This is a genomic window from Vibrio sp. 10N.286.48.B8 (assembly GCF_003050085.1).
GTDB lineage: Bacteria > Pseudomonadota > Gammaproteobacteria > Enterobacterales > Vibrionaceae > Vibrio > Vibrio crassostreae.
In genome coordinates this window covers 54,287-69,316 of the sequence record NZ_PIGD01000023.1, presented here as the reverse complement: position 1 = coordinate 69,316, position 15,030 = coordinate 54,287, and the positions used below count along the sequence as shown (strand labels likewise).

11 protein-coding genes, 1 pseudogene and 1 riboswitch are annotated in these 15,030 nt (G+C 42.9%); of the genes and pseudogenes, 3 read left to right on the top strand and 9 right to left on the bottom strand.

Features of this window, described 5'->3' with window-relative positions:
• A pseudogene (locus CWO08_RS20665) lies at window positions 1–217 on the bottom strand (chromosome partitioning protein ParA); the annotation flags it as partial.
• Window positions 218–668: 451 nt separating this feature from the next.
• A complete protein-coding gene (locus tag CWO08_RS20660; protein ID WP_108021009.1) occupies window positions 669–2,141 on the bottom strand; it encodes a carboxypeptidase M32 in 1,473 nt (490 codons plus the stop codon).
• 305 nt (window positions 2,142–2,446) lie between these two features.
• Here CWO08_RS20660 and CWO08_RS20655 point away from each other — a divergent pair, with 305 nt between their 5' ends.
• Window positions 2,447–3,082 (top strand): LysE family translocator, encoded by a 636-nt coding sequence (locus CWO08_RS20655; RefSeq protein ID WP_102479691.1) that lies wholly within the window; start codon window positions 2,447–2,449, stop codon window positions 3,080–3,082.
• A gap of 147 nt (window positions 3,083–3,229) precedes the next feature.
• On the opposite strand, the gene CWO08_RS20650 is transcribed toward CWO08_RS20655, so the two are convergent.
• From CWO08_RS20650 to CWO08_RS20635, 4 genes are all read right to left on the bottom strand, one after another.
• On the bottom strand, window positions 3,230–4,708 hold the full coding sequence (locus CWO08_RS20650) for an aerolysin family beta-barrel pore-forming toxin (RefSeq protein WP_048662198.1): 1,479 nt from the start codon (window positions 4,706–4,708) through the stop codon (window positions 3,230–3,232).
• A gap of 550 nt (window positions 4,709–5,258) precedes the next feature.
• A complete protein-coding gene (locus CWO08_RS20645; RefSeq protein WP_102479690.1) occupies window positions 5,259–5,720 on the bottom strand; it encodes a hypothetical protein in 462 nt (153 codons plus the stop codon).
• Window positions 5,717–6,523, bottom strand: coding sequence for a winged helix-turn-helix domain-containing protein (locus CWO08_RS20640; protein ID WP_102479689.1), 807 nt, complete (start codon window positions 6,521–6,523; stop codon window positions 5,717–5,719). The genes CWO08_RS20645 and CWO08_RS20640 overlap by 4 nt, the downstream gene beginning before the upstream one ends.
• A 392-nt stretch (window positions 6,524–6,915) precedes the next feature.
• Entirely contained in the window at window positions 6,916–8,286 is a 1,371-nt protein-coding gene (locus CWO08_RS20635) for a sodium:alanine symporter family protein (protein WP_108021008.1), read from the bottom strand.
• Window positions 8,287–8,416: 130 nt separating this feature from the next.
• A riboswitch (glycine riboswitch) is annotated at window positions 8,417–8,536 on the bottom strand.
• Between the two features lie 610 nt (window positions 8,537–9,146).
• Between CWO08_RS20635 and CWO08_RS20625 the strand changes: the two genes are divergently transcribed.
• Window positions 9,147–9,881: a chromosome partitioning protein ParA gene (locus tag CWO08_RS20625; RefSeq protein WP_048659465.1), complete on the top strand. Its 735-nt coding sequence runs from the start codon at window positions 9,147–9,149 to the stop codon at window positions 9,879–9,881.
• A gap of 325 nt (window positions 9,882–10,206) precedes the next feature.
• A complete protein-coding gene (locus CWO08_RS24060) occupies window positions 10,207–10,383 on the top strand; it encodes a hypothetical protein (protein ID WP_165886700.1) in 177 nt (58 codons plus the stop codon).
• Window positions 10,384–10,499: 116 nt separating this feature from the next.
• On the opposite strand, the gene CWO08_RS20620 is transcribed toward CWO08_RS24060, so the two are convergent.
• From CWO08_RS20620 to CWO08_RS20610, 3 genes are all read right to left on the bottom strand, one after another.
• Window positions 10,500–12,041, bottom strand: coding sequence for a sodium:alanine symporter family protein (locus tag CWO08_RS20620; RefSeq protein WP_108021007.1), 1,542 nt, complete (start codon window positions 12,039–12,041; stop codon window positions 10,500–10,502).
• A 580-nt stretch (window positions 12,042–12,621) separates the two neighbouring features.
• Window positions 12,622–13,803: an ABC transporter permease gene (locus tag CWO08_RS20615; RefSeq protein WP_108021006.1), complete on the bottom strand. Its 1,182-nt coding sequence runs from the start codon at window positions 13,801–13,803 to the stop codon at window positions 12,622–12,624.
• Window positions 13,800–15,023 carry an ABC transporter permease gene (locus tag CWO08_RS20610; protein WP_108021005.1) on the bottom strand — a complete coding sequence of 408 codons (1,224 nt, stop codon included), beginning with the start codon at window positions 15,021–15,023 and terminating at the stop codon, window positions 13,800–13,802. The genes CWO08_RS20615 and CWO08_RS20610 overlap by 4 nt, the downstream gene beginning before the upstream one ends.
• Between the last annotated feature and the right edge of the window lie 7 nt (window positions 15,024–15,030).

The window sequence follows — 15,030 nt, the reverse complement described above, 5'->3', positions numbered from 1 at the left end:
AGTCACTGCGGTCAAGCATGGGTTCAAAACGCTCATAAAGCAGCCTAAGTTGAGCATCAATTGTCTCTTGTGCCTTTAATTCCGCGACTAGCTCAGGTGTTTTCTCTATGTGTGATATGACACTCGGTTGTTCCACTACAGCAGCGTTTGGCTCATTCGATTCTTTGCACCCTACAATTAACATCACTGCTAATGTGCAGACTAACCCATTTTTCATTTTTGTTTCCCTAGTATTTCAAATAGATACCAGAGAATACGGGCAAATTAACTCACTGAATAATAAAGAATTTTAATGACAGCATAAGGAGTGGTGATAGGTGGAATGAATCGTAAGCGAGCATGAACCAAGAACAAGAATTGCAAGTACTTATCGAGCAGTTTTAATCACGTTCATTGTCAAAATGACCTGCTCCATCAACACTGGATACCAAGTTAAGTGACTTTCCATACTTTTAGTTATTCATATTTTGCTAATGTTCTATTTTCCGAAACGCATTTTTGTCCAATTCCGTGCTAGCAGGTACCAGGATATTCCGTGATTTTTAAGTTCGATTAAGGGATAAAGCCTTCAAATCAACCTAAGTATGTTTTGAAAATGTGATTAAAAAGGCTGAGTCAGTAATCTGCTCAGCCTTTAATTCATTCGCTGTTCTATACAGCCTATTCCATTAAAGGTAACGGCTTCTTAAATGGTCTTTGAAGAATTGAGCATTCAAGGTTTCACCCGTCGCGCCTTTCACCAAATCATCGGTACTCAGCAGGCTCCCTTTGCTCCAAATGTTTGACTCTAACCAAGTGAAGATCGGTGATAGATCACCGCTTTCAATTACTGAGTTCACATCAACCGTTTTCTTCATTGAAGCCATGAACTGAGCCGCGTACATCGCACCTAATGTGTAAGATGGGAAGTAGCCGAATGCGCCGTCTGTCCAGTGGATGTCTTGCATACAGCCGTTAGTGAAGTTGCCTTGAGTGCTTAAACCAAGGTAAGACTGCATCTTAGTGTTCCAAAGTTCAGGGACATCGGTGTGTTTGATCTTGCCGTTGATCAAGTCACGTTCAATTTCGTAACGTAAGATAACGTGAGCAGGGTAGGTCAGCTCATCGGCATCTACTCGGATGAAGTCTTTCTTCACGCGTGTGTAGATCTTCTGGAAGTTATCTTTCTCAAATTCCGAGCCTGAGAACTGCTGTCCTGCTAGATTCGCCAAGTGCCCGATGAACGGGTCGCTGCGGCCAACTTGCATCTCGAAGAACAAAGATTGAGATTCGTGGATACCCATAGAGCGTGCTTCGCCCGCCGGTTGGCCTGCTAGGTGTTTTGGTAAGCCTTGTTCGTAACGTGCGTGCCCTGTTTCATGCACAATGCCCATTAAGCTTTGAACGAATTCCGCTTCGTCGTAGCGCGTTGTGATACGCACGTCTGAAGGCACGCCGCCACAGAATGGGTGAACACTTTCATCCAATCGGCCGTGTTCAAAATCGAACTGAAGCAGCTTCATGACTTCTAAACCCAGTGCTTTCTGTTTCTCAGTCGAGTAGATACCAGATGGCGCGTTAAATTGCTCGCTCGATTGCTTTTCGATCACTTCGTCAATCAGGGTTGGAAGCCATGTTTTAACGTCTGCAAATAAGATATCCAGTGAAGCAGAGCTGGTGCCCGGTTCATAGATATCAAGCATCGCATCATAAGGAGTTAAGTTAGCGGCATCTGCGCGGATTTGTGCTTCTTCACGTGATAACTCAACCACTTCACGCCAGTTCTTTTCAAAACCAACCCAGTCGTTGTTACCGCGTTGGCTACGCCACGCATGTTCACATTTTGAACCCGCTAGAGATTTCGCTTCAACCAGTTTTTCTGGAAGTAGGTTTGCTTGTTGCCACTGGCGTTTAATTTCACGAAGTGACGATTGTTGCTCGGTGTTCAGCGCTTCGTTTTCAGCGTCTGCAATCCAATCGCCAAGTTGTGGCTGAGTCATTAGGCCGTGAATATGAACAGAAAGCTCGGCCATCGCTTCACTACGTGCTTGGTTACCGCCAGCTGGCATCATGGAAGCTTGGTCCCAACCACAAATAGAGGCTAGGTGTTGAAAGCGTGAACATTTTTGAGAGTGTTCGACTAGTTTTTTGAATGCGCTCATTTGACTACTCTTAATTTGGTTTCTTTAAATGACCCATAAGGCTGCATCAGTTTAAGGGGCATCTCGATGTTTAGTACTTTGAAGTTGGTCACTTCACTTTGTTTCTGAGGCAGTTCTTCTTAGTAGAAGATATAGCCTAAACAAGGTAGGGCAGTGATATGCCAGTAATTTACTATTTGTTAACAAATTAAACTGTACCATTGTGCACAAAATCAGTGAGTTGTATAGCTGATGGCAATTGTTGCTTGCGAATTGTTCAGATACACGGTATTGATGATAGATAGCTGAACAAGAATGACAATGATATGGATATTTTGAACTTTGAGGCATTTCTGATTGCCATCACTATTTTAACGCTAACGCCGGGTTTAGATACGGCTTTGGTAATTCGCAATACGAGCCGTTCTGGCTTATCTGACGGTGTGATGACCAGCTTTGGTATCTGTAGTGGTCTTTATGTGCACGCCTTTTTCTCTGCTGTGGGTATCTCTGCGATTCTTGCTCAATCAGCTGAACTCTTTCAAGCCGTTAAAATGGTGGGTGCGGTTTACCTGATTTGGCTTGGTTTAAGCAGTTTACGCGCTTTGATGAAAAATGGCGGCGGGTTGAAAGTTGGCGAGCAAGCGCATCAAGCCTACAGTGCAAAACGTTCTTTGCGTGAAGGTTTTTTATCTAATGTGCTTAACCCGAAAACGGCGGTTTTCTACTTGGCTTTTCTACCTCAGTTCGTAAACCCTGAAGGTTCGCCTTTATTGCAATCTATGTTGATGGCTTCGGTCCATTTTATGATTGCGATGGTGTGGCAGTGTGGTTTGGCTGGCGCTCTTAATTCTGCTAAAAACTTGCTCAAGAATGCGAGCTTTATGAAGTGGATGGAAGGAGTGACTGGCATGGTGCTGGTGGGGCTGGGCGTTAAGCTTCTGATGGAAAAACCTGTGTAGTTCACTGTTTTTTAATAGAACATATGAAAGCCCACGACGTGTCGTGGGCTTTTGCGTTTTATTGCTTGTAGAACTTTATAGCGCTCTTATTAAACAACGAAGTTCTTCACAGCGTAGTTATTTGCAGCCTAATTATTGACGGTGTAGCTATTCAACGACGCTGATGTTCATCTCAGCACCTTCGAAACCTAAGTCACTCAACTCATCAGCATTGAAGTTGGTGGTGACTTCGATATCGCCAATGCGTTCAGTAGTTTCGTTGACGGAATCAGTGCTTCTTTTGCTGCGTAGATTGTTGGCAATCGGTGTTGCTTGGCCAATCTCAATGGTGCCTGCAAATTGAGAGTCTGCGTAGAAATCACCCGATACGTAAGAGTGGAAGGGACGTAAGCTTCCGCCTGTTGCGTATTGCATGCTAGATAAGCCCGCTTCTTTAATTGCCCAGCCCCAGTCCCACCATTTGGTTTCACCTGGAATGTATCGGTGATCCCATTGGTAGCGAATGTCTGCAGATTTATCACTGCCGCGACCCATAGTGAAGGTGTGGGCTTTGTAAGGGCGGTTATCCGGATGTGTGTGCCATGCGTTGCCACTCCAACGAAGGAAACCGTTAAACTCAACGTCGTAACTAATGTCGGCGTTGAATCGGTAAGGGTAGGAGATACTTGAACGATACAACTCAACTCGAATCGGTAGCTCTGAGTTTGCTGGAACCATAGGGCGCGCTTGAAGTGTCACTTGCTCGCTAGTGGAGCCACCATTGGATTTAGAGAAGCTTTGGTTGGCTTCGAACTTAATGGTGAGCTTAGTTTCGCCAACAAGAGGCCACTTAAACGTATTCTCTGTTTGAACACTTTGTGAGAATCCGTAGCTGTTCGTTTTCGACCAGTTTGTTGATTCATCTACTTTCAGGTCGACAACCACTTGTTGCGCGATATTACTGTTGTTTCTTGCTGTCGCGTAAACGGTCTTCACTAGTTCACGGTCAGATTCAACAACATCGCCATGCCAAAAATTGTCGTCGTTAACGGTGTAGGCAAAGTTGTCGACGGTGATTTTGGTTTTCTCCCCACAGCGATAACCACTACAAGAACCACCATTGTTTCCTTGTATCACCCAGCTGTCGCCAGAGCGGTTGATCGTCATGTCTTCACCCACGTACTGACTATTATTGCCGCCAACCCATGCGTAACCAAGGTTGTGAGCTAAATAGCTTAACGGACGAACAAAGTCGTTACGGTTATTGACCAACTCGTATTGAACATCCAACTCGCTGCCTTCTGGAACCGATTTAGCAGAGTAGTTTGGAATTTCAGACTGGTCATTGTTCGGATAGCAGAACGTTTTGCCGTTGGTTGTGTCTTGTTTAATAAGGCCGTTGTATCCCGGGCCCATTATCACCCAGTTTCCTTTTAAGCCTGTGATCTGCCAAGTGCCCATTCTAGCCAGTAAAGCACTCTTTTGCTCTTCCGCTTCAAAACGGTCTAACGGGCGATAGCCAGAGCGACATACATCGTCACCAAGTTGGTCATGGACTATTTGGTCTGGGTAAATTTTTGCGTTTACGCCAGTAGATAGAACAGACAACACTGCGGTTGCTAAGAGACTTCTGTTTATTCGGATCATTAACAATTCCCTCATTTGTAGTTTTTCTATTTTGATAATGTTTTTTGTGCCGTGCAGTTAACAAGACAAGTTCACTTTTTCATGTTGATAAATAGATAGATACTGAAAAGGGTTGAATTAAATTACCCTTTTAATTCAATGGTTTGTATTGTCTCAATTGTTTGTTCGGTGAAAGAGGCTGTAACTAAAAAGAAAATGTTTGATAGGGCTCAAACCGTTTTTAGAAAAATGAGGCGTTATGACTGACACATTAACGTCAAATAGTTTTTGACGTGGTCAATCGCGAGCGAAATGAATGGTTAAGTACTAAAGGCGATATATTATTCACATCGTTTTTATTTGATGTAAATGTCAACAGTAAAGCGATAAATGAGACTTGGATGTTTAAATTTAATCCAGTGTTTTAAACGTTCGATTAATTGAATGCTCAAAATGCAAGAGATGTTTACTGATGCAGTAATAAATATAACCATTCGTTTTTTATGTGTAATATTCAGAACGGTGTTAATTAAAATGGAATGAATTCAGCTGGTGGCCAAACGGCGATAAATTATCGTTTAGCCAAAAGTTGAGTTCTTCCTGTATTACATGTTCGAATGATGGCAAATAGATCATTTGAACTTAATATATCAACCTTCAATGTTAAAGGGTCATTGTTGATAAGTAGGTAGGGCGACAATAAGCTGTCATTCATCGTTTTATTTATTTTTTGCACCGAGACTAAGTCGATAGTGCCAGCTATTGAAAAGAATAGGGATTGAGAAGGGCCAGCCTCACCTCTGAATCGTAGAACAATCGGGTCGGGCATGTTGTCATCTTGGACGGACATAAGATGCAGAACCTTATTATCACTTATTTTGGTGAGTCCATCAGTTCGTAATACATTTCCATCTAACACAAGGTCTACCACGCTATGTTGATAACGGTGGTCTTTTTGGGGAGGAGAAGAAGGAATACTCCATATACCAATCAATAACGCTAACGAGGAAAACAGAGCTACGAATGGCATCATAATTGGCCTCTCTTTAGGAATAATTTTATCTCTTCACTCGCTCGATCTAACTGCGTGGCTGTGTAAAAGATATTGATGGACTGACGTGTTGTCTTGTTGAGCATGGAGAGTTCTGAATAGCCTGGCTCATCGCTGATGTAGGCTACGCAATCGCATTGGTATTTGTAGAGAATAGCCTCGAGTTCTGGGCTCAAGGACATCTCTGTTTCTTGAAAAACTTGTACCTGCCCAACCCATTGTTCATTAAGTCGGTTAAAGGGGGCGATATCACCAAGGCTTTTATCGTGAACCTTAGCAAAAGCCAACAGTGCCGAGGACAACAGCAAACAGCCCGTTATGAAGTAACACAGTCTGTTTTTGTATAAGCTGACCTGAGAATAGGCAAGTGAAGTCGATTTGGATTCAGGTGTATCGTTGCTCGCAATAGAGGCTGCAATACTACTATGACCGAGTGGAACTTTGTCACTCACAGGAGTGAGAGGAACAGTGGTTTCGCTTTGTGGTTGCGAGTCAATAAAGACGCATTCATCAATTAGGCGGTAACCGACCTTTGGCACCGTGACGATGGGTGTTTCTCTGATACCAAGCTTAACGAACCCTTGGCGAAGTAAGCTGATACACTTCGCAAGTGACGTATCCCCAATGAACTCGCTTCCCCATGCGAAGCTAATAATATCTTGTTTGTTCACAATCTCAGGTGAGTTTTTGAGTAATAACTCTAAAACGCGAGTCTCACGATATCCTATCTTAATAGAACGTTCGTCGTTATAAATACGGTTTTTAATCGGGTCGAATCTGATCATATAGCCAACGTTTTATTTTTATTATAATTCTCTCAACAATTTAGATGACTATAAACTGACTATTATATGAATTAAAGTCACATGTTTTATTCTGGTGTGTTTTTGAGTGGTCATAACAAAAGCGTTCTTTATTTGTTTATGAAAGAAACTCTGCCATTTAGTCACAATCTGTTAAATATAAGTAACATCTAATTAAGTGTTGATTTTATTAGTGAGCTTTTAATTAGAGAGTTTTGGTTCAATCTTTACCAATAAATTAATTAGAACAGTGGTCTAATTAAAATCTTATTTTATTTGTGGATATACGATAGTAATAATTCAATCAGTTTAAGTATCGAAGGGATATAAAAAAGCCCGCATTTGAATGCGGGCTTTGGTTGAATCAATTCTGATTATGCTTTAACAACTTCACAATCTTTTGAAGACGTTAAAGGTTTGAAGAACAGCTTAGTTTCTTCGATAACAACATGGCGTAGTAAGATAAGGCCGATTAGGTTTGGAATTGCCATCAGGCCGTTGACGATATCTGCCAATATCCAGATCATGTCGAGCTTCAAGAATGCACCAGAAGCCACCAACGCAATGAAGATGATCTTATAAGGTAAGACTGCTTTAGTACCCAGCAAGAAAACAACACAGCGCTCGCCGTAGTAGTTCCAGCCTAAAATCGTAGTAAACGCAAAGAAGATTAGGCCAACTGAAACCAGCATAGGGCCAAGCGTGTCTGCATTCAGACCAACAGCAAATGCATGAGTGGTCATCGCAGCACCAGAAAGGTCAGTCTGCCAAGCGCCTGTTAAGATAAGTGCCAAACCTGTCATCGTACAAATGATGATGGTGTCGAAGAAGGTACCTGTCATAGAGACAAGGCCTTGTTTCACGCATGAATCTGTTTTTGCAGCCGCCGCAGCCATTGGTGCGCTACCCAAACCAGATTCATTAGAGAATACACCACGAGCAATTCCAGATTGGATAGCAAGCATGATGCTCGCACCAAAGAAACCGCCTGTTGCCGCAGTATTTGTAAACGCAGAGGTAACAACAAGGGTAATGGCATTCAGTAGTTGGTCTGCATTTGAAACCAGAACGCTCAAGCACGCGACGATGTACATAACCGCCATGGTCGGAACCACTTTTCCTGCAACCTTAGCGATAGATTGAATACCACCTAGCGTTACCACTGCCACCAATATCGTTAGAACAACAGCAGACATCTCACGCGAAGCGCCAAATGATATTTCAGTAGCGTCCAAAATAGCGTTAACTTGTGGGAAGGTACCAATACCGAAGCAGGCAACACCCAAAGCGAATACAGCGAACATCACCGCCAAGATTCTTGAGCCAACACCGTATTGAAGATAGTACATAGGGCCGCCAACCATTTCGCCATTGCTATCGGTTCTGCGGTATTTAACAGCAAGTAGACATTCTGCGTATTTGGTCGCCATGCCAAATACAGCGGCAAGCCACATCCAGAATAGGGCACCAGGGCCACCAAGCTTGATTGCGGTCGCTACACCAACGATGTTACCAGTACCAATGGTCGCTGAAAGCGCGGTACACAAAGCGGCAAAACTGGATACGTCACCCGTACCGGATTTGTCTTTGCTGAATACCATTTTTAGCGCGGTTGGGAGGTGTCTAAACTGGAGTAAGCCTAAGCGAAAAGTAAAGTAGATACCTGTACCCACTAGCAGAATAAGCAGTGGTGGTCCCCAAACGAATTGGTTGATGGTTTGTAGTGTAGCTTGTAGGTGGTTCATAGATTCCCCTTAATAAATTAAAAAATTTAAGGAGAAGAGGGAAGGCAGTGCAGATCACAGGGATCGGTAGCACTACTTAATACATACGGATTTCTAGATAGAATTCTTTTGTTAATTAAGGCTTGTTGCTTTCCACTCCTCTGTCCTTTTGCCTGAGAGTTTCACTTAGCGAATCACTTATAGATAAGTAACGGGCACTAAGCTTGCTCCTTCGGCGACCGATCTAACGGTTCTCTCCAGAGGTTCCTCCAACGACAGTCCTCACTTTTCTGGATTTCTCCAGCATAAAGCACCTGAAAGATTTACTTCTTCGGCGGGTCAAGCTAACTAAATGTTAAAATTTAGTTAAAAACCACTCTCCTGCAGTCTTCATCGGAACAATTACCTAAATAATTAGGTAATCTGTAGGCGTATCCTAGATCATATAAAATGTGATGTCAGCTACAAAATATCTGTTTGCACAAATGTTGTTCAACTAAATGATCAAACAACGAGTCTCTGACGTAACTTGCTTATTTAAATGGTATAAAATAGAGAAACAAGGAGGAGTTATGACACGACTAATAGCGATTGTTTTTTTATTGGCTTTGGCATTTGTACTATTTCGTTACCGGACAAACGAAAAACTGCAAAAAGGGGTAGTGATAGTTATCGTTAGCAGCTTCCTTTTGTATACTGCCAGCTTGATGATTTCGGAGTTAACTCGTTAAACCTCTCTGTGAGCAGTTGGGATGAACGTGTTGGCAAAAGCTTAAGTGCTTCTGACTTGAGCGATAGGTTTAACTGAACCTACACTATCAGTATTGGTATTAGTACCAGTGACCGCGTAACGTTAAACATATTTTTGGGAGTACCCGCTAGTGAACCAGCAATCTGGACAAAGCGAACAAGATGAAGTGGTTGTTATTGAAGAACGCGATAAGCGCAGTCAGCTCTATATCGGCATTGCTGCGGTTATAGGTTTAGCTCTGGGTGGCTTAATCGGTTCTACAGTCACGGCTTCTAAGTGGGAGTCCACTTATCAGGTACTCGAAACTCGTTATCAAGAACTGCGTGATAGCAAAACAGAATTGATGACGTCGGTTGAAGCTAAGGTGGCAAAAGTTGATACCGAGATCGACGCCAAAGTCGAAGTCGCGCTAGCAAAACAAGCTGAAGAGCATCAAAAAGAGCTCCAAGAGTTAGCCAAACAGTCTGCGGTTTTAGAGAAGGCGAACTACTCGTTAGAACAGCAAATAAACGAACAAAAGCAAACTCTAGACAAAACAGAGCAAGATAATCAAAAGCTAAACCGTCAGGCGGATATGCAGTCGACCTTGTTTGAACGTTCTCGTGAACTGTTCCGTAAAGAATTGCAAATATCTCAAGAGCTTGAAAAGCTTGAGAAAGAAAGAGACGAGCTTGAACAGAACCTTGGTTCACTTAAGAAAGCGTGTGATGTGTTCTTAGATGGCACATCATGGGATGCGAAATCTGACGCATGTGAGAAGCAAGACAACGCAAACTCTCGACTAAGCGATATCAGACAAATGATTGAAGTCCACACCATGGATCTCAAGCAAATCAAAACGCTAACCGAAGAGATGGGTTTATAGACTCAAACTTTTAACTCATTCGTCTTTAGCTATAGCTATTCAAACGCCCACATCATGCAAATGGTGTGGGCGTTTTTCGTTCCAAATGGCTTATTTATGCTGTTAATCTGTTCCGTAGCTTAGTGCATAACCGTTTTCACACTATTACTAAGCTATCCGTGATTAGAGCCGTAAAATAGTTTTAATATGTGATCAATTGAATACTTGGTGACTTTGCACGCATATTTATAAGGTTGAGAAACAGCATAATAGCGGTGTTCTAGGATGAACACGTGGTCTGTTGTAGTTCTGTGATTAGACCATCTCAATGGACAGGGATTAAACCATGAATGAATATCTGTGTGAGAACTGCACCGTAGCCTACTGTTTTGATGATTGTAACTCGCCATTAGCGCAACGAGATATGATTGAAGTAGAAGAGGCGGTAGATCGTAAAAAAGTAAGCCAAGCTCCTGAACGGCTTGAGCAAGAAAATTCAGATACAAAAATCCCTACGAGCTAAACAATAAGCCAGTAGGGATTTCAGATTAATTGCAGTACTGTTCTCGCTTTCTCAAGCAAAGGGTATTACAAAAATTTTTAGAACAGTGTTATTTGACGATAAGCACTGAAGAGAAGTTATTTCTCATAAGTTTTGATTTCGCCAGATTTCACGCGAGCAACAAATGATTGCAGTTCTTTCTTCACAATTGGCATCAAGAAGTACAGACCAAGAATGTTGAAGATAGACATCGCAAAGATAGCCGCATCAGAGAAGTCGATTACCGCACCAAATTGAATCGTGGCACCAATAACAACAAACACACAGAACATCACTTTGAAAATCAGCTCCGTTGTTTTGCCTTCACCAAATAGGTAAGTCCAAGCTTTAAGACCGTAGTACGACCAAGAGATCATGGTAGAAAACGCAAACATGATTACCGCGAGAGCGAGTGTGTATTTGAATACTTCTGCCGTTTCAGTAAACGATGCAGCAGTCAGCGTTACACCCGTTAAACCAGAACCATCGAATGGACCTACGTTTAAACCAGCGATAGTGATAACCAATGCGGTCATTGTACAAATGATTACTGTATCAACGAACGGTTCTAATAGTGATACTAGACCTTCGGTGATTGGTTCTTTTGTTTTAACCGCTGAGTGAGCGATAGCTGCTGAACCTACACCTGCTTCGTTCGAGAACGTTGCACGCTTCAAGCCTTGAATTAACGCTCCAATGAATCCACCAACAACACCTTCACCAGTAAATGCACCTGTAAAGATTGCGCTGAACGCAGGACCAACTTGATCAAGGTTAGAACCGATAACAATCAGAGCCATACCGATATACAGAGCAGCCATCCAAGGAACAACTTTTTCCGTTACCGATGCGATAGAAGGCATACCACCAACAATCACAGAGAAAACTAAAGAGGCAAGTACAAGGCCAGTGATTACACCGTATTCACTTGGTACGTCAAATGCGTAAGTTAACATGGCGTGTGCTTGGTTAGCTTGGAACATGTTACCACCGCCCAATGCGCCCAAAATACACATTAATGCGAAACCAATAGCGAGCACTTTACCTAGTCCGCCTAAACCTCTTTCACCAAGACCTTGGCTTAGGTAGTACATTGGACCACCCGAAACAACACCTGAAGGTAGGATAGTTCTGTATTTCACACCTAAGGTACACTCACAGAACTTAGAAGCCATACCCAGAAGGCCACACAAGATCATCCAGAATGTCGCGCCAGGACCACCAATCGCGAGTGCAGCACCCACACCAGCAATATTACCAAGCCCAACAGTACCAGAAAGCGCCGTTGTTAACGCTTGAAAGTGAGAAACTTCTCCTTCGTGTTTAGAGTTAGGATCGGTGTACTTGCCTTTGATAATATCTATTGCCATCCCTACACGTTTAAATTGAACAAAGCCAAAGTAAACAGTAAAGATGATCGCAGCGAGCAATAGCCAGCCTACAATAATCGGGAAGCTTGCTTCACCTACCGGTACGCTTTTAAATATTAGTCCAACGAACCAACCTGTGTATTCGTTGAAAAATCCATCAACACTTTGACTTAAGTTGCTGATAGCTTGGTTAAATGATCCTTCTTCTGCAAATGCACTGGAACTAAACAATAATATAAACCCAAAAAATAATTCACGTATGTTTTTCATGGTTTTCCCTGCTTTTTATTAAATTATGTTTGTTGCTGTTGTGTTTGTTAAGTATTTCAATAGCTTATATATTTCTTTGGTAGCGACAAAAGCTCTGTTACTAAGTCAAAATGCGAAATAAATATAACTACTAATCACGTTTTATATGGAGATCCTTTCGGTACGTCCATCAATCAGACTATGATATTCGGCCTATCAAGTCTTACTGATAACCCTATACATAAAAATAATGCCATCAAAGAAATTTTTACAATAAATTTACAATTATTCGGGTTTTGTCATCATTTTGGAATAAGTCGATGATTTTCTCGCTAGGAAAAGTATATGCAGTGATAGCAATAGCGGCAGGCGAATTCTGTCAGGTGAGCGGTTTATTCTTGTATAAAACGATTCTATGGATCTTGAGATGTGATTTTCAAATAAAGCGTTCGCAACCTGTTAGCAGTGAGTGAAGCGAGCTTGAAAACTTGATATGTTTTTGGCGGCTGATAACCGTTCGACGGTTAATGTGCACCAAGCTTGGAGGCATTAAAAAGCTCTTTAGCAGAGCTTTTTAATGGTTTTCGATGAGCCAAACAGCTTAATGGCTGTTGCTATTATTGGTACTAGCGCTGCTAATAACGACACTTTTACTCGATTTGTGATAGAGCTTAAGTGCCAGCAACGAACCCCATAGAACAACTTGTCCCCATAACAGCGTCCATTGAGGTGCTACTTCTTGCCAGGAAGCGCCCATCTGATTCAGCGCCAAGAAGCCTTGAATCGCAGGGGTACTTGGAAATAGATCCGATAGCAGTACTAACCACTGTGGCATCATTTCTACAGGCCAGATAAAACCTGAAGAAAAGATCAGTGGCATTGAACTGATTAACACCACAACCGTGACTAACTCTCTTCGTGGTACTAACTCACCAATCAAAATCCCGATCAAACAGCCTGCCAGTAAGAAGGGCAGTAATAAGGTTAAGATCTGTGTTGTTGAGGCGAGTAGGTTTATCCCATACATCGAAAAGCTTGCGCCGAAATAGTATATCGACAACAGGTAATAAATGCTGACTAAGGTACAACAACGAGCAAGAATCAGTTTCGCCGGAGAGGTTTTACTCCAGTAGCCAAACGTTGATTGTGCGTTTTGGGTTGCACCAACTAAACCAGAAGCCATGGCTAGGGTTTGTTGCAGGATCAACACAAAGACGGCTGGGACTACGTAATCGATGTATCCCATGCGACTGTTAAACGTTGGTTTTAGGTTCAAGCTGAATGCACTATAGCCTTTGGCTGCAGACTCTAAAGGCACACCTTCGACTAACAAATGACTGACCTTAACTTGCGCAGCTAACGTGCCACCTGCCTTGGCAAGCCCTTCAACAATGGTTCCATAGACTAAGAAGTAAGAAGCATCGCCAGCGTAAGAAAGCGTCGGGCTCTTGCCAAGCAACAAATCTTTATAGAAGTCTTCTGGAATGACAAGGAATCCGCCAATCTCTTGGTTAAGCACGGCTTGTTTAGCATCGGCGATAGTGGAGTCTCGACGAACCAACTCGATTTGAGAGGTGGCATCCACCATTCGTTCTAATTGGTAGCTGCTTTGACTCTTATCCAAGTTCACAACCGAGGCTTTCAGTTGTTGAGGCACTTGATTCGCGTAAGGCAATGGGTACAAGAATGAATAGAAGACCACACCACCAAATACGGTCAGTAATACTACTGGGTTACGCAGAACCGCCAGGAGTTCTTGCTTCAGCAATTGAGTAAAGCTCATTGATTTACTCCTTTATGCTCTGCTTGTGTTGACTGTGCTGCTTGCGCTAAGTGCTTTTTAATCAATAAGATCACCACAAAAGCAGGAATAACATACCAAAACATAGAGGTGAGGTGCATCAGCGACTGTGCGGCGCTCGAACCATAGCTGGATTGAGCCGTTTGCACTTCAATGTAATGACTCACAGGCAATAAGCTTCTCCAGATTTGCGCTGCAGTGTTCATGTCGATTACTGGAAAGGTAATACCCATGAATGCAAAACTTGGTGCCGTAAATGCGCCAGCGAAACTCATCGCCCTTGCAGGATCAAGTGTTAAGAAGAAAAACAAACAACCCATGATGATACAACTAATCACAGTAAGCAGTTGGGCGATGGTCAATGCCCCAAAGTTGCCATTAAATGGCCAGTCTAAGAGCACATAGAACCAAAAGCTAAACGCGATACCAAACATCAAAAACAAGACAAGGTAGGGCGTTAATGTTGATGCGAGTGACTTCACAGGGGCGTTGGATAACCAAGCGTGAAGGCCACGAGCTCTAACGTTCGCCGTCAAAACCAATATCGTGCCCACCACAATCATGATCTGCCACAGTGCAGGGATAACCGCAGACACCAAGAATTGAGCATAACTGGTGTTTTTGTTGAACAGTGGCGTGATCTGGCTTTGCACTGTTACTGCTTGGCCTAATGCTGATTGCACCGTGGTATCGCCGTGTGACAGCTGTTTCACGACTTCAAGTTGCGCGTTAAAAGTCCCTTGAGCCTGCAGCAACGCAGAGTTCACTAGCTTACCGATTAAGATAAATTGGCTGTTATAGAACACAGACACTTGCGGATTCAAGCCGAGCAGAAGGTCTCGGTCGAAGTGTCTTGGTATCACAACATAGCCATAGATATCGCGTTCAATCATCGCTTTTGCCGCATCACTCGGAGAGTTGTATTTCTGAGAGACTTGCAGCGTTGGTGACGCATCAACAAGGCGTGTGAACTGTTGCGAGATTTGACTGTGCTCAAGGTCGACAACTGCAACGGGTAAGTCACGAGCGATTCCTTGTGAAAAAATCAGCCAGATACTGCCAGCAAGCAACAAAGGGATCCAAGTTAGGCAAGACAACAACCATTTGTCTTTGCGGACAATCGCCCACTGCCTAAGCAAGGTATTCTTCGTTCTATGATGCTCAGTTGATTGTGAGCTTATCGATCGAGAGTTAGCAGACATACGTTAC

Coding starts and splice junctions, on each gene's coding strand:
- CWO08_RS20660 (WP_108021009.1), bottom strand. CDS start 2,141: ATGAGCGCATTCAAAAAACTAGTCGAACACTCTCAAAAATGTTCACGC.
- CWO08_RS20645 (WP_102479690.1), bottom strand. CDS start 5,720: ATGATGCCATTCGTAGCTCTGTTTTCCTCGTTAGCGTTATTGATTGGT.
- CWO08_RS20650 (WP_048662198.1), bottom strand. CDS start 4,708: ATGATCCGAATAAACAGAAGTCTCTTAGCAACCGCAGTGTTGTCTGTT.
- CWO08_RS20635 (WP_108021008.1), bottom strand. CDS start 8,286: ATGAACCACCTACAAGCTACACTACAAACCATCAACCAATTCGTTTGG.
- CWO08_RS24060 (WP_165886700.1), top strand. CDS start 10,207: ATGAATGAATATCTGTGTGAGAACTGCACCGTAGCCTACTGTTTTGAT.
- CWO08_RS20610 (WP_108021005.1), bottom strand. CDS start 15,023: ATGTCTGCTAACTCTCGATCGATAAGCTCACAATCAACTGAGCATCAT.
- CWO08_RS20615 (WP_108021006.1), bottom strand. CDS start 13,803: ATGAGCTTTACTCAATTGCTGAAGCAAGAACTCCTGGCGGTTCTGCGT.
- CWO08_RS20655 (WP_102479691.1), top strand. CDS start 2,447: ATGGATATTTTGAACTTTGAGGCATTTCTGATTGCCATCACTATTTTA.
- CWO08_RS20620 (WP_108021007.1), bottom strand. CDS start 12,041: ATGAAAAACATACGTGAATTATTTTTTGGGTTTATATTATTGTTTAGT.
- CWO08_RS20640 (WP_102479689.1), bottom strand. CDS start 6,523: ATGATCAGATTCGACCCGATTAAAAACCGTATTTATAACGACGAACGT.